We start from the raw sequence: 24,685 nt of genomic DNA, 5'->3' as shown, positions 1-24,685 counted from the left end.
ATCATATTATTTCTCAGTTAAGTAACCAGACTTTTTAAGAAAATCTGCCCAAACCTGGTATCCGGCAGGAATGAGATGTAACCCATCCTTAGTAAGCTCTGCCCTTAAATGTTTGTTCTGATCAGTAAAATTTGGATACAGATCGACCACCCGTACATTTTTAGTTTCAAATTTTCTGATTTCATCATTCAGCCAAAGAATATGCTCGTCTTTACCATAATGGTTTTTAAACTTGTCGAAAGCTGCATTAACAGGCAAAAGTGTGTTAAAGTAAATTTTTGTTTTCTTCGATCCTTTTCTGATTCTGGCAATTATTGTTTTATAATTTCTTAAAATCACACTATCTGGAATATTCCTGGAAATATCATTTATACCAATCAGGATAAACACTTTGGCTGGTTTACCATCAATTACATCTTGCAAACGTTCTAACACGCCAAAAGTAATATCACCAGAAATCCCTCTGTTTTTTGCTTGTGGAAGAGCTAAAAGTTTAGCCCAATCTGTTCCGGCAGTAATGCTGTTACCTAAAAAAATAATATCCTTTTTTGATTTTGGATCGGCTTTAAACTTAGCCACCTGCTCAATATATTTCCCAGGACGATAGGTACTGTCCCATTTAACCACCTGGGCAAAAGCTGCTGTGAAACTGAAGGTAAACACAACAGCGGTGATTAATAACTTAATTAAAAGTGCTTTCATGTCCTGTTTTTATAAAGTCGAAAATACTAATTTGCCTGAACTAAAATATCCGGATAATCAGAAATAATTCCATCTACATTTAAAGCTTTTAGTTTCTGAATATCAGCTAAGGTATTGGCTGTCCAGGGGATGATTTTTACACCATCAGCATGTGCTTTTTTAACCATTTCTTCGTTAACCATTTGCCAAACCGGACTTAAAATAAATGGCTTAAAACCCAAATCGGCAATATTTTCTTCGTATGTTTTTTTATTGGCAACCAAAAAAGAAGTTTTTATTTCAGGATATTTCTCGTGTATAATTTGAATAGTCCTTTTATCGAAAGACTGGATTATTACAAAGTCAGAGATCTTTTTCTTTAAAATTACATTCATTAAAAGTTTAACAAATTCTTCAGGTTTAGGGTTGGTAATCCCATCGCCGCTTTCGTTGCATTTAGTTTCGATATTGTAGAAAAACTGTTTACGTTTATTGGTTTTAATATCGTACTGAACAGCATCAATCAGGTCAGCAAGTAGCGGAAGATATGTTTTCTCCTTCTTCTGTTGAGGAAATTGGTCGTAATATTTAGTGCCCAGGTCAAACTGTTTAATTTTAGCGTAATTCATTCCAAAAATCGGATATTTCTTAGCATCTGTTAGCGGAATATCTTTTCCGTCAGGTGTAAGCATAAAAGCCGGACTCAGGTAATCATCGTGTGTTACCACTACTTTACCGTCTTTAGAGATGTGGGTATCCATTTCCAAAGTGGTAATTCCTTCTATTTTCATGGCGTTTAACATGGCCTGAATGGTGTTTTCAGGCATCAGGCCTCTCCCACCACGATGCGCCTCTGCGCTAAATGCGGGAAACTTAACTTCCTGAGCATTCGATTTTACCGCAAAGGCGGATAAAAGAACCAAAATTGTTGTTTTTTTAAGTTTCATATCCAAAAAAGGAGTTTTACAAGGAGGCTGTATCATAAAGGCGATTTCAGCCCAGATAATGTCATGTTGAGCCTGTCGAAACACTTTAAAAGTATATAAAGAAGTCCTTCAACAAACTCATGATGACAAATCTATATTTATGATACAACCTCTATTAATTAGCCCACAAGATAGAGGTATCACGTGTTAACATCTAACGCGGTTAATTAAATCTATATTAAATTTCTAATCACTGCATCTTAAAGCAAGGTTATGCTTCTATTTCTGCCTCAAATTTTTCCCCGAAGCGATCGGTAGCAACAACTTTTACCTTTTTAACTGATGGTTCAAAATGTGCCAGGAACAAGTGATCAGTTGAGCGAGGTTCAACAAACGGCCTTGGATTTGGCAGCTTATCGCCTTTGTATAATTTAACAGCTAAAGGATCATACCCATCCTGTTGCGCCAAAACACCCATTGCTTTTCCGTCCAGAAAATATTCTATTTTCCATTCAGGATCATAATTCCAAACATTGGCGATTAATCTTTTTTGATTGGTTAAGGTATCTACATAAATATCAAGCTGCTCTTTACGGTTTCTTCCGGTAGATTTGTAGTACCATTTTAAATTGGTTCCGTCCACTTCATAAACGCCGAAGCCCCGAGGCGTGCCATCTTCGCAGATCGGGCCTGTCCACCAGCCACCACAAACGGTACCATGATTGTGTTCGTAAATGCCATTTTTGATTACATTTTTATTAAAATGGGTATGGCCCGACATGATATGCACGTTTTTAAAATCTTTTAAAACCGCATAAAAATCATCATTATTTTTAACTGAATTGTGTACTGGAATATGGAGGCAAACGATCAATAACGCATCTTTAGGCACAAACTGCAAATCTTTAGCCAACCATTCTAACTGCGTTGGGGTGATGTAACCATCATAAGTTCTTTCTACTCCTAAATAACGTACGTCATCTAAAACCACGTAATGCGCTTTACCCCTGTTAAAAGAGTAATATGTTGGGCCATAATGAGCCTGAAACGTACGATCGGAAGTATCATCACCACCCTGTCTGTAATCCTGATCATGGTTCCCCAGGGCCTGGAAAAACGGAATCCCAATCTGGGCAATGGCTTCATCGTAAGCTGGAAAAAGATCGAAGTTGTCCCAAACCAGATCGCCTACACCGATACCATGCACCAGTGCTTTTCCCATGCTTTTTACCACATCTCTTGTATCTGGCACGGAAGTTTCCATCATTTGCTGAACATCTTTTTTGTTCTTCACCTGTGGGTCGGCCCAAATGATAAAATTATGTTTATTGTCGTTCTGTTTTAATGGTTTAAGATCGAAGTTTAATTTGCCTGCAGTATCTGGTTTGTAATAATGACGTGCAATACTGCTTTCGGTTTTAAACTCATAACCCGAAGGTGTGCTAATCCAAACAAAACGGGCCAGCTCATGAAGTTTAATCTCATAGTTGCCACTTTTATTGGTTTGTATCACGCTGTAACCATCAGAAATGACTACGCCAGCCACAGCTTTACCTTTGCTGGTTACCATTCCGCTTACTAATCCATCAACCGAGAATAACGATGATGGAAAAGATTTTAAGCTGATGAAAACTGTTGAAGTTAATAAAGTTGATTTTTGTATAAATGATCTTCTGTTCATGATTTTTAATGATATTAAATCATACGGCTTAAATTTTGATAATATTGAGACTGTATCATGGTTGTAATTTAATTGAATTTATCAGGTTGAGCCTGTCGAAACGCCTTGTAAAACATTTAAAACAGGTCCTTCGACAGGCTCGGGATGAAAATTCTATATTTATGATACAGACTTTTTGTTTCTTACTTGTCAATTAAACTTGTGACGCCACCTGTCTCGATTGCACTGAGTACCGAGGTATTGGTTAAGGGAACACTTATCATTGTTCTGACTGATTCCCACCCGCCTTTGGTAGCCTTGTAAACGCCTCCTAACCTGGCAAAACTTACAGCTGCTGGAAAACCTGCGAAACGTTTGGAAACATCATTTGTACCTTTTCCATAATATTCCTGTGGAACTTTTCCTGCATAGGTTGCGAATTTGTCTGTGATGGTAATTCTTAATCCATACTCAGGTGGGCCTGCAGTATAAAAACTACCGTTTGCACCACCATAGAAAATTACATCCAATGGAATAGAATTTGGTGTAACATTAATACCCTCAAATATTGCTATACCAGCAACGTTTCCACTATTTGCTAACAGGTTACCGGTTACATCTCCTACACCATTTGCGCCTGGTACTGTAGTATAATTTACACTTGAAATCCATTTTGAAGCTGGTATAACTGTTGAAGCAGACCCATTGATGCGCTGACCAGCACCACCTACATAGAAAAATTCACCTTTTTTAACTGTCCCTGAAGTAAGATTAAACTTGTAAGTTCTAAGTGCGCCTGTGTTCCATCCAAGCGTAGGAAAAGTAGTTGCTCCAGCATTGTTACTGGTATAAACTGAAAAGGGGGTGGCTGCAAAATCAATATCTTTCGTTGCTAAAAACTGGACATATTCATAATTTCCATCCGTTCCATTCGGATCTACAAGAAATCCCGAAATAATTGCAGGAGAAAGCTTAGGCATCGGAACATAAAAAAAGTCTTCTGCAGTTCGCATCCGGTATTCGATCTTTTTTGAAGTTCCCGTGCCGGTTACGTATACTACCCCTGTAAAATTACCTGAAGGTTGAACAGCCGTATTTGCAAAAGTAGCATTGGCACTTGTACGTAATGTTGCAAGACCAAAACCATCATTTAGTATTTTATCTCCAGAATATATTACATCACCCGCTGGCTCCGGGTCGTAAACAGCATTGTTAATAGCAACCAACGTACTTTCATAACGATCTGGGTTAGCTAGAATAGCGCTCGTATTTGCCGCCTGTAATTTAATGATTCTTCCTGATGCCACTTTGGTTATCGCAGAATTTGTTAACCCAGTGATCTGTAAAACCCCATCAATCCTTTTTAATACCCCCCCATCCAGTTTGATGTGTAACGAATCTCCTGGAACATAATTAGAAGCTGCTGCTCCAATATTGAATGAAATTCCCCTTAACGAATCTGCTGTACCGTTAATGCGGCTATTTTGCAATGCAATTAATCCTGCCACCGAATTGCCGGATCTAAAATCAGAAACTACTACACCTCTTATACTTGTGGCACCCCCTATAGCATCAGCATTAAGCGAAAGATCTGATCCTTTATAGTACCTTCTTAAATCAAAGTTAGAAATGAAACCACTTTCTGAAAATTTATAGCGATAGTCGTTTTCCTTTTTGCAGCTTGCGTAAGTAATAATCACAACTGCAAGCAAAAGAAAATATTTTAATTTATTTTTCATCATCAATAGTATTTAAGGTTTTTGCCACCACATCAATGTATTCACATCATCAGGTCCCTGTGCAGTTAATACATTTTTATAATTAGTTGGATTGGTTGATTGGGCAAGTATTGGATAGTATAAACGAACCGGCATTTTTCCGCCATTTAATAAATTGGATCCTTTTGGAAGCAGTGGGTGACCGACTCTTCTGTACTCGAACCATTGCTGAAAGTCTACTAAAAACAAGGCATAATATTTTTGTAAGTGAATTTGTTCCAACTTGCTATCTGAGCCCACAGTTTTATTGTCTAATGGCAATGTATTATTCCAATTGAAGTCACCTCTTAAAGCATAAGCTCTTACAGATGCATCATCACCGTTAACGTATAAAGCTGGCATCCAATAGTTAATTCCATCAGCTATTCCTTTATAATAATAAGCTTCGCCCGTACCATTAATCCAGCCTCTTGCAGCAGCTTCAGCCAAAATAAAATCAACTTCTGCCACATTCATCATTACCCCTGTTGAAGCATCAGTTTGCAAGCTTGTCGGATTTCCCGATTGTGCATCAGAGTAAAAATAAGCTTGTTTAGCTGGCGCTCCACTACCTATTGGATAAGCACTTGGTATACCCACATAGCCCGCAGGCCCAGCGGCTATACTCCACCGGTTTACACCATTCTTACCTAATGTTGGATCTATTCTTGGATCACCCCAGGTAGTCAGGTTATTGATAAAAAAGTCTACAATGGCAGATCCCCGAAAATCTGCCGGTCTAACATTAACCATAAATGGCGATGAATATACAGCAGTACTACTGTTTGTACCATTCCAGAGAATTTTAGCCGTATGGGTATTATCAGTCATGATCGGATATTTGGCTGGATTAGTATCAACGATTTCTTTAATTTTGGCTATGGCCTGTGCACTTGCTTCTGCCTTGCCTGAAATCCGAAGCAATAGCCTTAAATACAATGAATTTCCAAATCTTCGCCATTTACTAATATCTCCATTATAAACCGGGTCGCTGCTGGCTTCAATCTTCTGGCCTGCAGTTAAAAGTGTATTGGCTTCTTCCAGTTTATTCAGCAACGACATGTAAATATCTTTTTGTTTATCGAACGCTGGCTCCAATACACCAGCCCTGCCTTGATTTGCTTCCGTGTAAGGCACATCTCCGTAGGTATCTGTTAGCAGCTGCATTGTCCACGCTTCGGCAATTCTGGAAATTCCCTGATAGGAAGTGTTAATTGCACCTGGCTTGCTGGCGATGGTATTGATATCCTTTATATTTGTCAATTCGGAATACCAGGAATTCCACATCGCATCAGACAGTTGCCTTCTGATATCATATCTGTAAATTCTACCCTCCAGCACCTCATCCAAAGTAGAAACTGTAACCTGCATGAGTTCATTGTTAATGGACCGGTTACGTATTAAGTTTGCACCCAATACATTTGTTAAAGTAGGTGCCAGCAATTTATCTGCCGTAACTTCTGGTACACCAATCGGATCTGTATTAATTTTATCGAAATCTTTCTTGCAGGAGAAAAATGAAGTCCCCATCAGCAGTAAGAAAGCATAACCTATACTATATTTAATCTTTTTCATTTTCTTATTAGTTTATACCCACTACTAAACGTGCACCAAAAGTTCTGGTTGATGGCAGTTGTCCTACTTCAAAACCCGTTACGATATCGCTACCAGATAATGTACCAAACTCAGGATCGAAGGCAGGCCACGGCGACCAGGTATACAGATTACGCCCATACACGCCTATGGTTATCCGACTCAGGCCCAAACTTGAAACCAGTCTTTTTGAGAATGTATAATTAATATTTGCCTCTCTGAATTTTAGATAATCGGTTCTGAAAGTACTTCCTTCTGCATTGGTAGAACCATACATAGCCTCATAAAATGCACCAATATCAGTTGCAACTGTGGTATTGGGGCTATAAGTAACACCATCAGGATTTAACATTACTCCCTCTCCAATTAAACCGCCGTACCTGCCTGGTAAGGTCAGCTTTAATTTGCCCAGGCCAGCCATTCTTGCAAAGGTTAACGAGTGTGCAACAGCACCTAATTGTGCGTCAAATAAAACGTTAGCAGCAAAGCCCTTATAAGTTATACCTGTACCAAAACTAAATCTAAATTTAGGCATGGTATTTCCCAGATATTTTAACTGTGTTTGATCTGGAATGGCTTTACCGGTATTATCGAATATTACCTGTCCATCAGGCGAACGCTTCAATCCGAAACCATACATATCTCCGAGGCTTCCACCAACATTGGCTATGATTTGTGTACCTCCAATTGGACCTGTACGTAATATTACAGCACTATCAGCCAATTCTTTAATGGTATTTCTGTTCGCAGAAAACGTTCCGTTAACCGTCCATGTAAATGATCTGCTCTGCAAAGGCGTTGCATTTACCGACATTTCCAAGCCTTTGTTATCTACCCTTCCGGCATTAAATACAGCGATTGAATATCCTGTAGCACGATCAATCGAACGGCTTAATATCTGATTTTTTGTACTTCCGGTGTATGCAGCAAAATCGAAATTTAATCTGCTTTTAAATAATTTTAATTCAGCCCCAACCTCAACTGTTGTAGTAGATAGTGGCTTTAAGTTATTATTTGGAAGTATACTTGGGTTTGTCATTGCCCCGCCAGGATAAATTCCGTTCGCAGCAAGCGTATAGTTGTATGCGGTACGGTATGGCGTCGTTCCACCACTACCCACTTGGGCAATTGAACCCCGAAGCTTGAAATAGCTGATTTGCGAAGGCAATTGCCAATAATCTGACGCAATGAAAGATAAACTTGCAGATGGATAGAAGAAACCAACATTATCTGTTCGAAGTGGCGATGCCAAAGTACTGTTCCAATCCTGTCTTCCGGTTAAATCTAAAAACAAATAGTTTTTTAGTGATAAAGACATTGTACCATACAAACTATTGATGTTATATCGTGCAGTATCCGGCACCGAAATCAGTGGATTTTGATTGTTTTCTAAACTATAATTACCTGGAACAACTAATCCGTCAGCGCGAAGTTCCGATTTGTTGTAGCGGTTTCTTAACTGGCTACCACCTACTGAGGCAGAAAGTTTTAAATCTCTTGATAAATCTTTATTATATCTTAATAAAAAATCAGCGTTCACTTCATACGAGTTGATATCCTGGACACGATAAGAGCCTTGGGCAAATTTTGCGCCTGCAGCATCCCACGGACGCTTGGTTTCGCGGATATCATGGTTATAATCAATAGATGAACGTACCAACAAGGTTAAATCATTAGTAAACCGATATGTAGCCTGAATATTCCCAAGAATACCGTTTCTTCTCTGACCATTTAAATATTGCTCAGAAATGGCATAAGGTCCTTCCGGAAAACTCGATGTTAAGTCTATAAATTTCCGTTGCTCTTGTCCGGCCACCCAATAATTTTTAAACCAATCTAAATTCATATTTGGATGGGCAAACATAAACCAGTACATTAAAGACTGATTACCATAACCAGTTGCAGGTAAGTTATCACTATGCCTGTTATTATAACTGGCCTTAAAAACAATGTTTAACTTTTTGGTTACATTACTATTTCCTGAAAAGGCAAGAGAGGTACGTTCTAAACTTGTATTAGGAACTATCCAATCGTTATTACCATGGCTTGCGGTAAAGCGTAAACCTACTTTTCCGGCATTTCCATCTAAGCTCACTGAGTTTGTGGTTTCAACGCCAGTTTTAAAAAACGCATTTAATGCATTTGGATATGCCACCCATGGCGTACGTGTCGTTCCTCCTTTTTGTGTAGTTGGATCATATTGAAAAAACATGCTGGTACCATCAAACCTTGGCCCGTAAGTTGAACTGGTTGCATGGGTATCTGCACCATCTGCATTTGTTCCAAAACTGTAATAACTTGCACCACCTACACCTGCACCATATTCTTGCTGAATATCTGGTCCTCTGTTAATTTGCTCGAAGGCAGTATTAGAAGTGAAAGTAATATTAAATTTTTTCTTACTGCTACCGGCAGATTTGGTCGTAATTACAATGGCCCCATTTGCTCCTCTCTGACCATAAAGCGCTGAAGCTGCAGGGCCTTTTAATACCGTAACATTTTCAATATCGTCAGAATTCAGATCGTTAAGTGCACTTCCAAAATCTGTTGGCAAAATGTCTCCAGATGTTCCATAAACGCCACCCCCGGTTCCGGCAGTACGTTTTGCACTGCTACTGGCCACAACACCATCAATTACAATCAGTGCTTCATTATCTCCGGTTAAGTTATTTTCACCACGAAGAATGATTTTGTTAGATCCCGCCAGACCGCTGTTGCGGACCAGGTTAAGGCCTGCTACTTTTCCAGACAATGCATCTGTCCAGTTCGTAGCTACTGCATTTGTAAATGCAGAACTATCTAAAGAGGTAATGGCATATCCCAATGCCCTTTCCGAACGCTTGATACCCAAAGCCGTAACAACTACATCATCCAATGAATTATCAGATGATTTAAGTTTTATTATACCGATTTTAGTCAAATTATTATTAACTACAATTACATTTTGTACTTTACCGGTTTGATAGGAAATAAAGCTTGCCTCAACCGTGTAGGTGCCAGGCAATACAGGAATCGTAAAATTTCCTTCATTGTCAGTTTGTGTAACCTTACTTATCTCTACAATTTTAATCGTGGCAGCTGGAATAGGCTCATTGTTCTCGTCAACAACCCTACCGTTAATCCTACCGGTATTTGTATTTTTCGGTGTAATCAGGATATTGCCACCACCGCCTGCTTTATGGGTAAAAGGCATTTCTTTTAATAGCAGATCGAGCACTTCGTTTACTGATCTCATTCCTCTGGAAACATAAACCCTTTTCTGGTCATCGAACTGGTTGTTGTTATAGGCAATATGATTGCCACTTAGCTCTTCTAAAGTTTCAAAAGCTTTTTTTAAAGTCATGCCATTCGCTTCGAACAAAAATTTCTTATCGCTTTGTGCATAGGTATATAATGAGAACGAGAGCAGATTCAACATCATTATGGTAGTAATCACCATAACTTTTGAGGGATACTGATGGAAATTTTTAATCCATCGGGTATTAATTTTCATATCTTTACTAAGTTTTACTTTGTCAAATGAGTATACAATTTTCAGGGCTTGAAATGTGTCCAGCATTTCGAGCCATTTTTCGTTATAGTAATTTTATATCATATCTATCCTTATAGTTTATTGTTAATAAATAATTACTTTGTTTTCATAGATTGTATATTTTGAGTCAGATAGCTTAGCAATTACATCCATAATCTGCTTTACCGAACATTTATCAAATTTTGCGGTAAGCTTTACCCCTTTTAAAGCTTCAGTTTTAATTTCAATATCAAGATCATACTCTCGGGCAATTACCTCTGCAATTTCGCTCAGGGATTTATCATAAAAAAAGATTTTGTATTCCCTCCAGCTATCAAAATCAATGGCATTTACCTGCTTTTTTGTTGTCTGTCCATTATTTTTATTGATGGTAAGCTGTTCATTCGGCAAGAGGAAATAAACAGGGGCTGTTGTGGCCTTATTTTTAAACAGCACGCCGACTTTACCAGTTTGCACAGTGATGGTGATATCTTTTAAAGATGGATAAGCATTGATATTAAATGAAGTACCCAGAACGGTAGCGCTCACTTTTCCGGTATGAACTATAAAGGGTTGTTTGGTGCGGTGCTGCACGTCAAAAAAAGCTTCACCATCTAAATAAACGATCCGCTTGCTGCTGGTATTAAAATTGAGTGCGTAACGGATTTTACTATCGCCGTTTAAATAGATGTTAGAACCATCTGGCATGGTGATCAGCCTTTTCTGTCCACGCGGATTGTAAATTTCGTTATAAGCAATAACTTCGGTTTTTTTTGAATGAAAACTGTTAAAATAGAGTGCTGGTAATAAACAGATTACCATGATTGCGGCGGCTATCGCAAAATACTTTCTATAATTGATTCTTTTTATGATTAGCGATTGCTCAGCACTATCTTCAATATGTTTTTGAATGGCCAACCAGCTTTTTTGCTGATTAACAGGTTTTTTCAGAGAATAATCTGCTGCCTCAAAGGCCTGTAAGCTTTCCCTGAAAATCTGCTGATTCTGCTGGCTGCTTCCAACCCAAATCAGTAAATCAGTTAAATCTTCACTGCCAATGGTTTTCTTGCTGTAATCTTCTATTAATTTGTAGTAACGTTCTTCCATTTAGTCATGCTGTTCTGGATGTAAGACAGATTAATGGATGCCGATACGTAGCCAAAAACATCAATTTATTGTTAACAAATTGTTAAGTATAAAGGGTGACCAAAATTGATTAATAATGTTGAAGGATTGTTTCATCAAGGAAAAGATAAATGATTCTGATTTGGAAATGAAAGGTTAGTGTTTCATAGATTCTTTAGCCCCGCCATCCGCTATATCCCGATTGAAAAAATCGGGATCCGCTTCTGTCAGGTTTAGGTACAACAGCCTGTTAAAAAATCAAATTATTCTGATTTCTCTGTGCAAAATGGCTTTATGTTTCCGAGCACCTACCTGGGTTAAATAAACCCGATTGTCGGGAAGAGCTTCCGATTTTTCCATGGAACTCGTACCAAAAGCGGGACTGAAAACCGCCATGGAAAACTGAACCTGCATTTCCAAAAACTAATGCAAGTAATATTTTGATAAATAATCTTCTCAAGGAAACTGAGAATTAATTAAATATACTTTCAAGCAAAAGAATGAAATTGAATCAGATCTCCAATCGGTCAGTTGTGAGCGATCTAAAGTTTTTCACGGCCTGGTAGAGTAAAGTTTCTACCGTTCTTACCGAAATGCCCAATAAATCGGCAATATTGTTTTTCTCCAGCATATCGATGCGGCTCATTAAAAGTACTTCCCGCTGCCTGTCGGGTAACAGGTTTAGGAGATCCATAATTTCAGAATAGGATTCCCTGCTTGTAAGCTGTTCGTGGGGATTTAAATAATTATCCGGGTAATCGAGTGTATCTTCGCGATCATTGACACTTAAAATATGGAGTTTTACACGCTGAATTTCATTAAAGGCTAAATTTTTAGCTGCAGCAAACAGGTATTTTTTGATCGATTTGATCTGAAGCTCGTTTCTTTTGTCCCAAAGCTTCATAAAAAGATCGGCAATAAGCTCTTCTGCTTTGTTGTAATCTTTAATGTAAATAGAGGTAAATTTGCATAAAGCAGGGTAATACCTGTTAAAAAGGGTTTCCAGTGCGAGGCTGTCTTGATTTACCAATAAAGACATTAAGTCCTCATCACTTTTGCTTAAATATACATCCTTCATCTCACCAGCAAAAGTAGCTTAGCAACGTTACGGTAATGTTAAGCAAACTTTGCCTTTAAGTTACCTATGTATTAATTGTGTTGGATTGATAGTTAAAAAGGTGTTTTTTATACAAGCTATTCAATGAAAAATTACGTTCAAGAATGATCAATCCTACAACCGGGAATATTAAAAGTTCCATGATATTAAAGCTATGGAAGAAATAACCGAATACCAATATCAACCTGAAACATTCGAGGTAATAAATCCACTTGCGCTGCTCTAACAGGGCGCCGATATTGATCAGGGTAACCAGGATAAAAATCAATATCGCTACTTTATGTACTAAAGTTAACGATTCGTAAAACATGGTTGTACCTGTAAGCATCGCTACTACCATGATCAGCTGGATATTCAGATAAATTTTAAACCTGGGTTTAGGTTTTGCCTCATGTTGTAATTTATTTTGATAATAACGTTCTTCTAAAATCGGCCTGATATTTTGATCCATTAATGCAGGACTCCCGAAAACAGCATTCCATTTGGCCTTAAATCCATTTGCACGCCTGTAAGCCTCTCCTATTTCTAAATAATAATGAAAATGCTGCCATAAAAAACTATAACTTTTAATGGGATGTGTTAAGCCATATTTAGGTGTCTCTTCTTCTGCCTGGAAAGTGCCGAATAATTTGTCCCAGAAAACAAAAACATCTCCGTAGTTTTTATCCAGATATTTTTCATCAGAAGCATGGTGAACCCCATGCAGCGAAGGCGTAATCAATATATTTTCGAGCCAGCGCAATTTGCCTATCAATTGTGTATGCGTAAAAAACGAATAAGCACCGTGAGCCAAAAGAATGGTAATAATCATGTTGGGATGAAAACCTAGCAATGGTAAGGCACACCAGAAAACATTACGAAAAATAGCCTGAATGGTGGTAATCCGCGCTGCTGCAGATAAATTAAACTCTTCACTCTGGTGATGCACAATATGTGCAGCCCATAAAAAGTTAATCTCATGTCCCATCCTGTGATACCAGTACCAAACAAAATCTGTAGCTAGCAATAGCAAAATCCAGACATACCATTTAGTAGAAATATCAAAAATAGCATAGTTGGCATATACCCAATGGTACACCTGGTAAAAACTTGCCGCAATAAATAAATTGAGCAACCTTTCGGCAATACCTACACTAAAATTTGCAACCGTACTCTCATATTTGAATATCTTCGCTTTTTTTTGATGCCGGGCGATCTTAAATTCAATAAATACGAAAATAAAAAATGCTGGTATAGCAAATGCAAGGTAGTTTACCGTCATAACCATTTATATCTTTTTTAAGTTTAACGGAACAAACTTAAATATATTCTATTAAATACATAGATTTTATAGAATATATTATTACACCTAAATTACTTCCATATTCATTTAATGTTTGTTGTTTTAATTTATTTGTAGAACTTCGGAATTATAAATACAGAATTATGGCTACACAGAAAAAAGCTGAAAACAACAATATATTATCTATCGATATTGGCGGTACCAGTATAAAAACCGTTCTTTTAGATGAAAGCGGAAATATGATTACCGAATATTTAAAAAGCAAAACCCCGCCGGAAGCTACGCCAAAAGATATCGTAACAGGTATTGTTGAACTAATTAAGCCTTTTCCTGATAGTTATAACCGTGTATCAATCGGATTTCCGGGTTACGTTAAAAATGGGATTGTAAAAACTGCTCCCAACCTGGCTAAAAATAAATGGGCCGATGTAGATCTTGCACAGCGCGTGGCCAACGAGCTTGGTAAGCCTGTGCGTTTGGTAAACGATGCCGACCAACAAGGCTTAGGGGTTGTTGATGGCAAAGGCTTCGAAATTGTTTTTACAGTGGGTACGGGCTTCGGAACAGCGCTATTGTTTGATGGAGAACTGCTTCCTCACCTGGAACTGGCGCATTTCCCAATCAATAAAGAGGAAGATTACGACGATTATATCGGAAACAAAGCATTCGAAAAAATCGGGGGCGAACGGTGGAATAAAAGATTAAAAAAGGTAATCGAAATTTATAAAACAGTTTTCAATTATGATACCTTATATATAGGTGGCGGAAATTCAAAACAGATCAATTTTAAGTTGGAAGATAATATTAAAATCGTAACCAACAGAGACGGGATTAAAGGTGGTGCAAAGCTTTGGAAACTGGCCGATAAGTACAATATCTTTACTGTTGAGCCTAAAAAATAATTGATCTTTTTATTACAATCTTTTAACAACAATAGCTGCAATATTAATTTGTAAATCCTAATTTTGGGTGCATTCTAAAAAACAAAAAATGGCAAATAACGATTCTGAAAAATATAAATTGGGAATGATTGGTTTAGGCACTATGGGCCGGAACTTATTATTAAACATGGCTGATAAGGGTTTCTCTGTAACAGGTTACGATAAAGACCAAAAGATGATCTCGAAGCTTGAAGAAGAAGGCAAAGCGCACAACTTAGAAGGATTTGATGATATTGAAAGCTTTATTTCGAGCTTACAAACACCACGTACATTAATTTTGTTAGTACCAGCCGGACCAATTGTAGATAGCGTTATTGCAGAACTAAAACCACTTTTAAGCAAAGGTGATATCATCATCGATAGCGGAAATTCACATTTTACAGATACCAACCGCCGTGTTGATGAGTTAGAAAAAGATGGTTTACATTTCTTCGGAATGGGCATTTCTGGTGGTGAAGAAGGTGCGCGGTTTGGTCCGAGTATGATGCCGGGTGGTGATAAACAGGCGTACAATGTTGTAAAAGAGGTTTTTGATGCTGTAGCGGCAAAAGTTGGGACTGATCCTTGTGTAACCTACATTGGTCCGGGTGCTTCCGGCCACTTTGTTAAAATGGTACACAATGGTATAGAATATGCCATTATGGAGCTTATTGCCGAAGTATATGGCATCCTTAAAAATGGTTTAGGTTATTCAAATGAAGAGATTTATAAAGTATTCAAAAAATGGAACGAAGGCAAGCTGCAATCATTCTTATTAGAAATTACTGCCGAAATCTTCCTGTTTAAAGATACCGAAACACAAAATGATCTTTTAGATCAGATTAAAGACGAAGCCCGTTCTAAAGGTACAGGAAAATGGACATCGGAGGTTTCAATGGAACTTCAATTGCCCATTCCAACCATTAACGAAGCTGTTTCTAACCGTGATTTATCTAAATTTAAAAAACTAAGGGTTTCTTTAGAAGAAGCTTTTGATAAAAAAGACACCAAAATTGAGGCGACAGTTGAAGAACTGGAAGATGCATTTTACTTCTCTATGATCAGTGCTTATGCACAAGGGATGCATTTACTGGTTCAGGCATCAAAAGAATATCAATACGATCTACAGTTACAGGAAATTGCCAAAATCTGGCGTGGTGGTTGTATCATCAGGGCTAAATTTTTAGAAGATATTTATCAGGCTTATGATAAAAACAATGCTCTTGAACATCTATTCGGTGATGCGGGTATCCAGAACATCATTAAAGGCACTTTATTGGGAACACGTAAAACAATCAGTGCATGTATTAATTCTGGTTTAGGTATTCCTGCATTTGCATCTACCCTAACCTACTTCGATACCATCACAACAGCTCGCATGCCTTCAAATTTAATCCAGGCACAAAGAGATTTCTTTGGCGCACATACCTTTGAACGTATTGATAAAGATGGTGTTTTCCACGCCGACTGGAATAAATTATCATAAACTAATTAGACTCACGAACAAAAACATAAAATGAAAACCAAAACCGCATTAAACCCAACCATTTTTGTAATATTTGGTGGAACAGGTGATTTAAATAAAAGAAAATTAGCACCTGCCCTATATAATTTATTTATGGAGGGTTACATGCCTGATAAGTTTGCTATTATTGGTACCGGAAGGACAGAATTTACTGATGATAGTTACAAAACTGCATTAGAAGAAGCTGTGAACGAGTTTTCTCGAAGCGGAAAAGTTAAAAAAGATAAATGGGAGGATTTTGGAAATACGATCCACTACTGCCCTACCGATTTTGCACAGCCAAAAACTTTCGAAAACCTGAAAGCGGCTGTAGAAAAATATCAAAAAGAATTTGGTGCCGGTACACAGGTAATTTTCTACCTCGCAGTTGCACCTAATTTCTTCCCGATTATTGCTGAATGTCTGCAGAAATATAAACTTACGCAAGATGAAGACAATAGCCGTATTGTTATCGAAAAACCTTTTGGCCATGATTTAGAATCGGCAAAAGAGCTTAACACATTGTTGAGCACTATTTTTACCGAAAAGCAGATCTACCGTATTGATCATTACCTGGGTAAAGAAACCGTACAAAACATGATGGCTTTCCGGTTTGCCAACGCATTATTCGAGCCGTTGTGGAACAGGTCTTATATCGATCACGTTCAGATTTCGGTAACCGAACAGTTAGGTGTGGGTGATCGTGGTGGATATTATGAAGGTTCTGGTGCTTTGAGAGATATGATCCAGAATCACCTCTTGCAATTGCTTTGTTTGGTTGGAATGGAAGCACCCATTAATTTTGATGCCGATGAAATCAGAAATCGCAAGGTTGAGGTTTTAAGAGCAATGCGTCCTTTTTCTGCAGAAGATATCCGTTTTCACACCGTTCGCGGTCAGTACAGCAAAGGCTGGGTTGAAGGTAAGGAAGTTCCGGGATACCGCCAGGAAAAAGGCGTTGATACCCACTCAAATACCGAAACTTTTGCGGCAGTTAAATTTCATATTGATAACTGGAGATGGCAAGGTATTCCTTTCTATTTAAGAACAGGAAAGCGCTTGAACCAAACTTCATCATTAATTACCATTCAGTTTAGAGATGTGCCTCATCAAATTTTCTCATCAGAGGTAACCGAAAACTGGCAACAAAACAGGTTGGTGATTAGCATACAGCCAGAAATGAGTATCCGCATGCAGGTACAGGCCAAAAGACCCGGATTAGACATGGTATTAAACCCTGTTGATATGGTATTTGATTATAAAGGAACTTACGAGGGTGATACACCAGAAGCTTACGAAACCTTATTATTGGATGCCATGATGGGCGATCAAACCTTGTTTATGCGTGGCGATCAGGTAGAAGCAGCATGGGAATTGGTTATGCCAATTTTAAATACATGGGAAAGCAAAAAATCAATCAATTTCCCTAACTATCCTGCCGATAGCTGGGGACCAGAAGAAGCTGAAGCACTTATTGCGAGAGATGGTTTCCACTGGTTCAATTTACCGCTGAAGAATAAGGAATAAATTTTTACCCTTTCGTCACCCTGAACCGAACTTTAGCGAGCTCACCGAAGGTAATTTATTTCAGGGTCTTATCAAGATAGATGCTGAAATAAATTCAGCATGACGAATTTTATTATTGACAGAATGAATCTACTCATATATAAAACATTAGAAGAACTAAACCAGGATCTGGCAGATTACATAATCAAGATTGCAGAAATGTCTATCGAAGAAAACGACCGTTTCAATTTCGTACTTACGGGCGGTAGTTCTCCTAAAGCACTTTACCATTTTCTTGCTACTGAAGGGCAGCACAGAATTGATTGGGAAAAAGTATATTTCTTCTTTGGCGATGAGCGTAATGTTCCTGCCAATGATGACAATTATAATGGTTTAATGGCCAGGAAAACCATTTTAGATCCACTGGGTATTAAAGAAGATCATATTTTTTACGTTGATACTACTTTGGCTCCAGAAAAGGCAGCTATCGAATATAAAAAAGCAATTGACAAGCATTTTAATGGTGAAGACATCGTTTTCGATTTAATCCTTTTGGGTATGGGTGATGATGCGCACACCGCCTCGATTTTTCCACATACTACTTTGGTTAAAGATGAAGAAGTAAACGTAGCAGCTGTATATGTAGAAAAACTGGATACGTATCGCATTAGCTTTACTGCGCCGTTAATTAATAAAGCAGATAACGTAGCCTTTTTGGTATTTGGCGAGAATAAAGCCGAAGCGCTGAAGCATGTGATTGGCGATACAGAAAAAAATACAGATCTGTACCCTTCTCAGTTAATCGATCCGATTGACGGTAAATTAACCTGGTTTACCGACGAGGCTGCAACAAAGTTACTTGAAGACTAAGAGATGATGTTGTCTGAAGAAAAACATTTATCAGACTTTTTAAAAGGAAAAACGGAATATACCTTAGGGTTATTCCGTTTTTTTATTGAACAATTGGCCGAATTTGGAGAGATAAGTCTCAGGCCTGCAAAATCCATGATTGCCATAGAATCTAAAACACCCTTCGCATACATTACGCAGTTGGGTAAAAATTTTGTACACGTGGTTATTCCTTTCGATCAATCGTATAAGGATAACCTTTGCTTCACTAAAATTATACAGGTGCCGGGAACGAATCAATTTAACCACCATTTGAGGATTTTCTTTGAAGAAGATATTAATAAGGAAGTGAAAACGTTTCTTAGAATGGCGATGGAATGATGCTAGCTTGTGGTTGGATATTTCGTGAAACAACAATATTTAAAATCTTTCATTAATAATGAATAATATCTTTCATTAATAATGAATTAATATCTTTCGTTTGTAATGAAAGATATATTGATATGCTATTAGAGAGTCAGATTGCATCTATTTTGGATTCACAAAATGATGCATTTTTGAATAAAAAACTGGGACTGCAAAGGAATAAGTTGCCAAAATTAAAGCTCGTAGAAAATTTTGCTTTAATAATTACAGGCATAAGAAGATGCGGAAAAAGCACGCTGCTGTATCAGCCGTAGGGTGGTTTGTGTCTCCACAAACCACAACCAAATTAATCCAGCTTCTCTTCTATCAATAATTTAATAATCCCGTCAGCCATGCCCACTTTAGGAACATAAATCTGCTTTATGCCCGTCCACTTCATTAAAGTTAAATAAATCTCACAAGCTGGGATAATTACATCTGCACGATCAGGATTTAAACCCAGGGTATTGATACGTTCTTTTAGTGAGTAACTGGTGAGTTTATTATACATGGAATTTAATTTCTGCAACGATAAAGGCGCATTTTCCTTCTCATCCGACATGCGGAACAATTTATTAATATTGCCTCCTGTACCTATACCAGCTAGATGTTTATATTCTTTTGTATGCTCTTTTACCCAATCTTTCATCTCTTCCCAGGTTTCTTCCTTGTCTTGGTTATCCAGCATCCTGATTGTGCCAATATTGAAAGATCTTGATGCCTCTGGAGTACCTTTTACAAAAACAGATAACTCGGTACTACCCCCACCCACATCAATATACAGGTAGTTTTTATTTTCGTCTAATTCCTCTTCTATGTGGTTGGCATAAATAATATTCGCTTCCCGCTGCCCCTCAATAATCTCTAAAGTAACATCTGTTTCTTTTTTAATCAGCTTAACAATATCCTCTCCATTACTGGCCTCGCGCATGGCAGATGTCGCACAAGCCAAATATTCAGAAACATGATAAACATCCATCAGATTTTTAAAAGCAGCCATTGTTTTTACCAGATCTGCAGATTTTTTATCCGAAATATATTGATCCAGGAATGCGTCATCGCCCAACCGGAGTGGCACACGTATAAGGGTATTCTTTTTGTATTTATATTTTCCGTCTTGTTTGCTAATATCAGCAATGAGTAACCTCACGGCGTTCGAACCGATATCTATAGCTGCGTATCTTAACATTATGATTGATGCTTGGTTTTTAAATAGTTATAAATATCCACTTGTGCCCTTATTTTTTTACTTAATCTGTTTTTGTGATATTTGTTGTTGTTTAAGGCATTAATTTGTCTCGATTTGGTATTGTCTTGTAACTGTAGGTCAATAATATCCTGAATCTCCTGTTTAACATCATGATCCAGAACAGGAAAACCTACTTCCACGCGATGCTCGAAATTCCTGCTCATTAAATCTGCAGATGATAAATACATATCGTTTTTACCATTATTACCGAAAATATAAACCCGGGCATGCTCCAAAAACTTATCGATAATACTAATCGCAGTAATATTTTCACTAAAGCCTTTTACGCCTGGTACCAGACAGCAAATACCACGTATAATAAGCTGAATTTTAACCCCGGCATTGCTCGCATCGTAAAGTTTGGAAATAATGCCTTCATCAGCTAAACTGTTTACCTTTAACATGATATAAGCTAGTTTACCCTGTTTGGCATTTCTGATTTCGCGATTGATAAAATTAACCAGTTTAGATCGGCTCTCCAGTGGTGAAACAATCAGGTGTTTGAAGCCCCTGGTTACGGTACGCTTGCTCAATGCATCAAAAAGTTTGACCAGATCGTTGGTAATTTCTTTCTTCGCAGTGAAAATGCTATGATCGCAGTATAAACCTGCCGTTTTCTCATTAAAGTTTCCCGTTGCTAAATTGGCGTAGTAAACCGGCTTATCCTTTTCAATCCGTTTAACCAGACAGATTTTAGAGTGTACCTTGTAATCTGTTAAACCATAATTTACTTTAACCCCTTCTTCCATTAAACGGCTTGTCCAGTAAATATTAGCCTGTTCATCAAAGCGGGCCTTAAGTTCTAATAAAACAGAAACAGCCTTGCCATTTTTAGCCGCATTAATTAAGGCATTGATTACTTTCGAGTTTTCAGCTAAACGGTATAAGGTAATCTGTATTTCGGTTACTTTCGGGTCAATTGCCGCCTCACGCAGGAACAAAATAATGTAATCATAAGATTGGTACGGCAAATTTACCAAATAATCGCGCTGTGCAACTTTATTGAACATGCTTTGGGTTCTGTGCAGATCGTGTACCTTAAGCGGTATGTTAGGTGCATATTCCAATTCCTTTTTACCCACATTCGGGAAGGCAATAAAATCGCCAAACTTATGGTAACGGTTACCCGGAATTAAACTTTCAGCTTCCAGTTTAAGCTTATTCACTAATACCGTGAGCATATTTAAGGGCATGGCCGAATCATAAAGCAGGCGCATTGGTTTCCCTTTTTTGCGCTTCTCTAAACTGCTTTTTAAATCATCAATAAACTTATCATTAATGTTTTTATCGATATCCAATTCGGCATCCCGTGTTAACTGGATTGAATAAGCCTCTAAATTATCGTAAGTAAAAACATAAAATATATCGTCTAAACAATACCTGATGATATCTTCAGCAAGAATAATAAACTTGAGGTCGTTTGTTTCGGGCAGTACTAAAAACCGGGGTAAATTAGGTGGAATTTCAATAAGTGCATATTTCTCTTTAACCTTTGTATCCTTTTTCGAAAGTTTAACAAAAAAGTAAAGATACCGGTCTTTCAATTCTGGAAATGGTTTATCCATATCCAGCATAATAGGAACCAGATTAGATAAAATCTTATCCCTGAAATGATTTTTAACGAATTCTCCCCTGCTTACATTCAGTTGAGTATCATTTAAAATAAAAATCCTGTTTTGAGCAAGTTCGTTGATTAAAGTAGCCTGAAAAAGCTGGTCGAATTTTCTTTCCTGTTTTACAACAATATTTTTAATCTCATTCAGAATTTTCTTTGGATTAAATCCTAAAAGTGCTTTAGCCTTATCGTTCAGATTGGTTAACCGCGTCATGGTGGCCACCCTAACGCGATAAAACTCTTCTAAATTGGAAGAAAATATAGATAGAAATTTAATCCGTTCAATCAGCGGAACTGTTTCATCGGCCGCTTCTTGCAGTACACGTTCATTAAAGTAAAGCCAACTGATTTCGCGGTTAAAAAATGGAATCTTCTTATTGCTCATTTAAAAAAATAAAAAATCCCTGCCAAAACAGGGATGTTCAAAACTGCACATTAATTTGTTAAATCGATGTTAATTCATTTGCATGTTAACGTTAACAAATTTATTTTTTAGCAGGGGTTTTTACAACTTTCTTAACCACAGGGGTAGCTTTAACAACTGTTTTTTTAACAACATCAGTAACCGTTTCTAATGTTTTACCATCCGCTTTTTTAGTTACTTTAGTGGCTTCGTTAACAGCTTCTTTTGCTGTCGCCAATGGTTTTGCCAATACCTTTTCTGCTTTTTCTTCAGTTTCTATCGCTGCAACTTTAATGCTTTGTACTACTGGTTTTGCCTTAGCGACAGCTTTTTTAACTACTTTTTCAGCAGATTTTTCAGATTTACTTATCGCCTTGGTAACAGGTTTTTTCGCTGCTTTTGCCTTCTCTTTAGATGCATGTAACAAATCATCAATTTTTTGTCCCACATCAGCTTTCACAATCGTAAATTTCCTGGTTAATTTTTTAGCCACCCGTTTACTTGCTTTACCCACCTCCGTACTAATTTCCGATACATCATGACCTAAACTTTTAATTACTTCTAAAAACTTATCCGTGATTGACTGCTCAAGTTGTTTTTTAATTTCTTTTTTTGTAATCTTTTTTTGAGACTTCGGCTTAGTTGTTTTCATATTATTTTCGTTTTTTTGTGAGGATGGATTAATTTCTATTAAATCTACTTATTTTTTTACTTTAAAGCTAAAACCATGCCTTCTTTTGATATTGTAAGTAAAGTTGATGCGCAGACATTAGACAACGCCATTAACAATGCTAAAAAAGAAATCCTTAACCGATTCGACTTTAACGGGTCGAAAAGCACGATCGATCTGGATAAAAAAACAAATGTAATAACCATTGTTACTGAAGATGATATGCGATTGAAAGCGATCGAAGGTTCCATTATTTCACGGATGATGAAGCAGAATTTAGATCCGAAAAGTTTAGACTTTGGCGACGAGCAACAGGCTTCAGGCAACATGATCAGAAAAGAAATCAGCATAAAAGAAGGATTGGATAAAGAAGCAGCAAAAAAAGTAGTGGCGAAAATCAAAGCCAGCGGCTTAAAAGTTCAACCATCTATTATGGATGATCAGGTTCGGGTAACCGCAAAGAAAATTGATGATTTGCAGGCCGTGATCAGCCTTTGTAGAAATGAAGATTTCGATCAGCCATTGCAGTTTATTAATATGCGTAATTAGAAAGCTTAACTGGTTAAATAGGTTAACTGCGGAAGAGGCTTAGGAAAAACCAGCTAATTCTTTAAGTGGATTTTGAAAGAATTCACTCATTTAATCATTCAAAATTCAATCATTAATCAAAATGGAAATCAGCGAAAATGATTTTATATTTTCTGATAAAAAGGAGCTTTTAGATCTCGAAGCCATACATTCTTATTTAAGTGTAGAATCTTATTGGGCAAAAGGCATTCCGCTGGATACTGTAAAACGTTCAATAGAAAATTCGCTTTGTTTTGGGATTTATAGAGATCAGGAGCAAGTGGGGTTTGCACGTTGGGTAACAGATAAAGCCACATTTGCATGGCTTTGTGATGTTTATGTTAAAGAAAGCTACCGCGGATTGGGTTTATCGAAAAAACTGATGTCGTTTATGATTTTTCATCCCGATTTACAGGGCTTACGATCATATCGCCTGGGCACTTTGGATGCACATGAATTGTATAAGCAATTTGGGTTTGAACCAGTTGAAAATCCGGAGCGTTTAATGGCTATTGTTATTAAAAATCCATACGGACTGGCACAATAACCTTTAACAACAAAACCTTTTTCCTGTGCTCTTGTTTCTAATTTATTAAATATAGAGAAAACATGAAACAGATATTTTTATTGTCAACAGCTTTTGCCTTGGCACTTTCCTTTCAGGCTTGTCAAACTGCTGATAAAAAATCGGCGACTACAAAAGACAGCGTTTCCGGCGATACCACCATGGTAAACGGTAACCATGTTACCGGTGCCGAAAGTACCGAATCTGGTATTGATGAGGCAGGCGCAACATTTTTAAGAAAAGCAGCTGTAGGCGGTATTATGGAAGTTGAAGCAGCTAAAATTGCAGCAAAAAATGCTAAAAGTACCGAAGTAAAAGATTTCGCAGCTAAAATGCTTGCCGACCATACCAAAGCGAATGCAGAATTAAAGGCTTTGGCGGAAAACAAAAAAGTGATTACTCCTGATGCATTGCCTGCCGATGTGCAGATCCATTTGGATGGAATGAAAAAAATGACCGGTACAGCATTTGACAAACATTATATGGATATGATGGTTACCGATCATGAAAAAACAGTAGCATTATTTAAACAGGGGATTGAAAACCGTGACCAAAGTGTCAAAGAATGGGCTGCGAATACTTTAAAAGTAATTGAATCACATGACGAGATGGCTAAGAAGATTACAGCTGGCTTAAAATAGATCAGGACATTTTTTAATATAGATCAGTCGTTATTTCGAGCGGATTGCAACGAAGTCGGAAGCTCTTTCAATATAAGATCTCTCCGTTCCGCGTTGCTCTAGTCGGAATGGCGACTTTTCTATTGAAAGCTATCTAAAA

The 24,685-nt window shown here is 37.5% G+C and carries 20 protein-coding genes; 8 read left to right on the top strand and 12 right to left on the bottom strand.

Annotation, left to right across the window (positions count from 1 at the left end; all coding sequences use genetic code 11):
- Positions 1-6 precede the first annotated feature (6 nt).
- The 9 genes from FFJ24_RS08970 to FFJ24_RS08930 all read right to left on the bottom strand — a co-directional run bounded on the left by FFJ24_RS08970 (position 7) and on the right by FFJ24_RS08930 (position 13,631).
- Positions 7-702, bottom strand: coding sequence for a GDSL-type esterase/lipase family protein (locus FFJ24_RS08970; protein ID WP_138821182.1), 696 nt, complete (start codon positions 700-702; stop codon positions 7-9).
- A 26-nt stretch (positions 703-728) separates the two neighbouring features.
- On the bottom strand, positions 729-1,628 hold the full coding sequence (locus tag FFJ24_RS08965) for a glycerophosphodiester phosphodiesterase family protein (RefSeq protein WP_138821181.1): 900 nt from the start codon (positions 1,626-1,628) through the stop codon (positions 729-731).
- Positions 1,629-1,878: 250 nt separating this feature from the next.
- Positions 1,879-3,288: a calcineurin-like phosphoesterase family protein gene (locus FFJ24_RS08960; protein ID WP_138821180.1), complete on the bottom strand. Its 1,410-nt coding sequence runs from the start codon at positions 3,286-3,288 to the stop codon at positions 1,879-1,881.
- 182 nt (positions 3,289-3,470) lie between these two features.
- Positions 3,471-5,009 (bottom strand): DUF5689 domain-containing protein, encoded by a 1,539-nt coding sequence (locus FFJ24_RS08955; RefSeq protein WP_138821179.1) that lies wholly within the window; start codon positions 5,007-5,009, stop codon positions 3,471-3,473.
- Between the two features lie 9 nt (positions 5,010-5,018).
- Positions 5,019-6,599 carry a SusD/RagB family nutrient-binding outer membrane lipoprotein gene (locus FFJ24_RS08950; RefSeq protein WP_138821178.1) on the bottom strand — a complete coding sequence of 527 codons (1,581 nt, stop codon included), beginning with the start codon at positions 6,597-6,599 and terminating at the stop codon, positions 5,019-5,021.
- Positions 6,600-6,606: 7 nt separating this feature from the next.
- Entirely contained in the window at positions 6,607-10,110 is a 3,504-nt protein-coding gene (locus tag FFJ24_RS08945) for a SusC/RagA family TonB-linked outer membrane protein (RefSeq protein WP_246862777.1), read from the bottom strand.
- 123 nt (positions 10,111-10,233) lie between these two features.
- On the bottom strand, positions 10,234-11,235 hold the full coding sequence (locus FFJ24_RS08940; protein WP_138821177.1) for a FecR family protein: 1,002 nt from the start codon (positions 11,233-11,235) through the stop codon (positions 10,234-10,236).
- Positions 11,236-11,764: 529 nt separating this feature from the next.
- Positions 11,765-12,331: an RNA polymerase sigma factor gene (locus tag FFJ24_RS08935; RefSeq protein ID WP_138821176.1), complete on the bottom strand. Its 567-nt coding sequence runs from the start codon at positions 12,329-12,331 to the stop codon at positions 11,765-11,767.
- A gap of 64 nt (positions 12,332-12,395) precedes the next feature.
- The gene (locus FFJ24_RS08930; protein WP_138821175.1) at positions 12,396-13,631 is read right to left on the bottom strand and encodes a sterol desaturase family protein; all 1,236 of its coding nucleotides are present in this window, start codon (positions 13,629-13,631) and stop codon (positions 12,396-12,398) included.
- Between the two features lie 164 nt (positions 13,632-13,795).
- On the opposite strand from FFJ24_RS08930, the gene FFJ24_RS08925 reads away from it, so the two are divergent.
- The 5 genes from FFJ24_RS08925 (at position 13,796) to FFJ24_RS08905 (ending at position 18,812) form a co-directional block, all read left to right on the top strand.
- Positions 13,796-14,554 (top strand): ROK family protein, encoded by a 759-nt coding sequence (locus tag FFJ24_RS08925; protein ID WP_138821174.1) that lies wholly within the window; start codon positions 13,796-13,798, stop codon positions 14,552-14,554.
- A gap of 88 nt (positions 14,555-14,642) precedes the next feature.
- On the top strand, positions 14,643-16,058 hold the full coding sequence (gene gndA / locus FFJ24_RS08920) for an NADP-dependent phosphogluconate dehydrogenase (RefSeq protein ID WP_138821173.1): 1,416 nt from the start codon (positions 14,643-14,645) through the stop codon (positions 16,056-16,058).
- A 30-nt stretch (positions 16,059-16,088) separates the two neighbouring features.
- Positions 16,089-17,603, top strand: coding sequence for a glucose-6-phosphate dehydrogenase (gene zwf, locus FFJ24_RS08915; RefSeq protein ID WP_138821172.1), 1,515 nt, complete (start codon positions 16,089-16,091; stop codon positions 17,601-17,603).
- A 123-nt stretch (positions 17,604-17,726) separates the two neighbouring features.
- Positions 17,727-18,452 (top strand): 6-phosphogluconolactonase, encoded by a 726-nt coding sequence (gene pgl, locus FFJ24_RS08910; protein ID WP_138821171.1) that lies wholly within the window; start codon positions 17,727-17,729, stop codon positions 18,450-18,452.
- Positions 18,453-18,455: 3 nt separating this feature from the next.
- The gene (locus tag FFJ24_RS08905) at positions 18,456-18,812 is read left to right on the top strand and encodes a DUF5655 domain-containing protein (protein ID WP_246862776.1); all 357 of its coding nucleotides are present in this window, start codon (positions 18,456-18,458) and stop codon (positions 18,810-18,812) included.
- Positions 18,813-19,143: 331 nt separating this feature from the next.
- Here FFJ24_RS08905 and FFJ24_RS08900 read toward each other — a convergent pair whose 3' ends face one another.
- The 3 genes from FFJ24_RS08900 to FFJ24_RS08890 all read right to left on the bottom strand — a co-directional run bounded on the left by FFJ24_RS08900 (position 19,144) and on the right by FFJ24_RS08890 (position 22,755).
- Positions 19,144-20,025 (bottom strand): exopolyphosphatase, encoded by an 882-nt coding sequence (locus FFJ24_RS08900; RefSeq protein WP_138821170.1) that lies wholly within the window; start codon positions 20,023-20,025, stop codon positions 19,144-19,146.
- Positions 20,025-22,085, bottom strand: coding sequence for a polyphosphate kinase 1 (ppk1, locus tag FFJ24_RS08895; protein WP_138821169.1), 2,061 nt, complete (start codon positions 22,083-22,085; stop codon positions 20,025-20,027). The genes FFJ24_RS08900 and ppk1 overlap by 1 nt, the downstream gene beginning before the upstream one ends.
- A 100-nt stretch (positions 22,086-22,185) precedes the next feature.
- Positions 22,186-22,755, bottom strand: coding sequence for a hypothetical protein (locus FFJ24_RS08890; RefSeq protein WP_138821168.1), 570 nt, complete (start codon positions 22,753-22,755; stop codon positions 22,186-22,188).
- A 75-nt stretch (positions 22,756-22,830) separates the two neighbouring features.
- Here FFJ24_RS08890 and FFJ24_RS08885 point away from each other — a divergent pair, with 75 nt between their 5' ends.
- The 3 genes from FFJ24_RS08885 (at position 22,831) to FFJ24_RS08875 (ending at position 24,546) form a co-directional block, all read left to right on the top strand.
- Positions 22,831-23,322 (top strand): YajQ family cyclic di-GMP-binding protein, encoded by a 492-nt coding sequence (locus tag FFJ24_RS08885; protein ID WP_138821167.1) that lies wholly within the window; start codon positions 22,831-22,833, stop codon positions 23,320-23,322.
- Between the two features lie 121 nt (positions 23,323-23,443).
- Complete coding sequence (locus tag FFJ24_RS08880; protein WP_138821166.1) at positions 23,444-23,887, top strand: GNAT family N-acetyltransferase; 444 nt, start codon at positions 23,444-23,446, stop codon at positions 23,885-23,887.
- A gap of 62 nt (positions 23,888-23,949) precedes the next feature.
- On the top strand, positions 23,950-24,546 hold the full coding sequence (locus tag FFJ24_RS08875) for a DUF4142 domain-containing protein (protein ID WP_138821165.1): 597 nt from the start codon (positions 23,950-23,952) through the stop codon (positions 24,544-24,546).
- Positions 24,547-24,685 lie beyond the last annotated feature (139 nt).

Origin of the sequence: Pedobacter sp. KBS0701 (assembly GCF_005938645.2) — a bacterium.
In the GTDB taxonomy this organism is placed as follows: Bacteria; Bacteroidota; Bacteroidia; order Sphingobacteriales; family Sphingobacteriaceae; genus Pedobacter.
This window is presented reverse-complemented; position numbering and strand designations above follow the sequence as displayed.

What these genes read in the sequence shown, in the direction of transcription:
- FFJ24_RS08930 (WP_138821175.1), bottom strand. Translation starts at nt 13,631, where the DNA reads ATGACGGTAAACTACCTTGCATTTGCTATACCAGCATTTTTTATTTTC.
- FFJ24_RS08935 (WP_138821176.1), bottom strand. Translation starts at nt 12,331, where the DNA reads ATGAAGGATGTATATTTAAGCAAAAGTGATGAGGACTTAATGTCTTTA.
- FFJ24_RS08890 (WP_138821168.1), bottom strand. Translation starts at nt 22,755, where the DNA reads ATGAAAACAACTAAGCCGAAGTCTCAAAAAAAGATTACAAAAAAAGAA.
- FFJ24_RS08885 (WP_138821167.1), top strand. Translation starts at nt 22,831, where the DNA reads ATGCCTTCTTTTGATATTGTAAGTAAAGTTGATGCGCAGACATTAGAC.
- FFJ24_RS08905 (WP_246862776.1), top strand. Translation starts at nt 18,456, where the DNA reads ATGATGTTGTCTGAAGAAAAACATTTATCAGACTTTTTAAAAGGAAAA.
- FFJ24_RS08940 (WP_138821177.1), bottom strand. Translation starts at nt 11,235, where the DNA reads ATGGAAGAACGTTACTACAAATTAATAGAAGATTACAGCAAGAAAACC.
- FFJ24_RS08960 (WP_138821180.1), bottom strand. Translation starts at nt 3,288, where the DNA reads ATGAACAGAAGATCATTTATACAAAAATCAACTTTATTAACTTCAACA.
- ppk1 (WP_138821169.1), bottom strand. Translation starts at nt 22,085, where the DNA reads ATGAGCAATAAGAAGATTCCATTTTTTAACCGCGAAATCAGTTGGCTT.
- FFJ24_RS08875 (WP_138821165.1), top strand. Translation starts at nt 23,950, where the DNA reads ATGAAACAGATATTTTTATTGTCAACAGCTTTTGCCTTGGCACTTTCC.
- FFJ24_RS08945 (WP_246862777.1), bottom strand. Translation starts at nt 10,110, where the DNA reads ATGAAAATTAATACCCGATGGATTAAAAATTTCCATCAGTATCCCTCA.
- FFJ24_RS08965 (WP_138821181.1), bottom strand. Translation starts at nt 1,628, where the DNA reads ATGAAACTTAAAAAAACAACAATTTTGGTTCTTTTATCCGCCTTTGCG.
- FFJ24_RS08955 (WP_138821179.1), bottom strand. Translation starts at nt 5,009, where the DNA reads ATGATGAAAAATAAATTAAAATATTTTCTTTTGCTTGCAGTTGTGATT.
- FFJ24_RS08925 (WP_138821174.1), top strand. Translation starts at nt 13,796, where the DNA reads ATGGCTACACAGAAAAAAGCTGAAAACAACAATATATTATCTATCGAT.
- FFJ24_RS08950 (WP_138821178.1), bottom strand. Translation starts at nt 6,599, where the DNA reads ATGAAAAAGATTAAATATAGTATAGGTTATGCTTTCTTACTGCTGATG.
- FFJ24_RS08880 (WP_138821166.1), top strand. Translation starts at nt 23,444, where the DNA reads ATGGAAATCAGCGAAAATGATTTTATATTTTCTGATAAAAAGGAGCTT.
- FFJ24_RS08970 (WP_138821182.1), bottom strand. Translation starts at nt 702, where the DNA reads ATGAAAGCACTTTTAATTAAGTTATTAATCACCGCTGTTGTGTTTACC.
- zwf (WP_138821172.1), top strand. Translation starts at nt 16,089, where the DNA reads ATGAAAACCAAAACCGCATTAAACCCAACCATTTTTGTAATATTTGGT.
- FFJ24_RS08900 (WP_138821170.1), bottom strand. Translation starts at nt 20,025, where the DNA reads ATGTTAAGATACGCAGCTATAGATATCGGTTCGAACGCCGTGAGGTTA.
- gndA (WP_138821173.1), top strand. Translation starts at nt 14,643, where the DNA reads ATGGCAAATAACGATTCTGAAAAATATAAATTGGGAATGATTGGTTTA.
- pgl (WP_138821171.1), top strand. Translation starts at nt 17,727, where the DNA reads ATGAATCTACTCATATATAAAACATTAGAAGAACTAAACCAGGATCTG.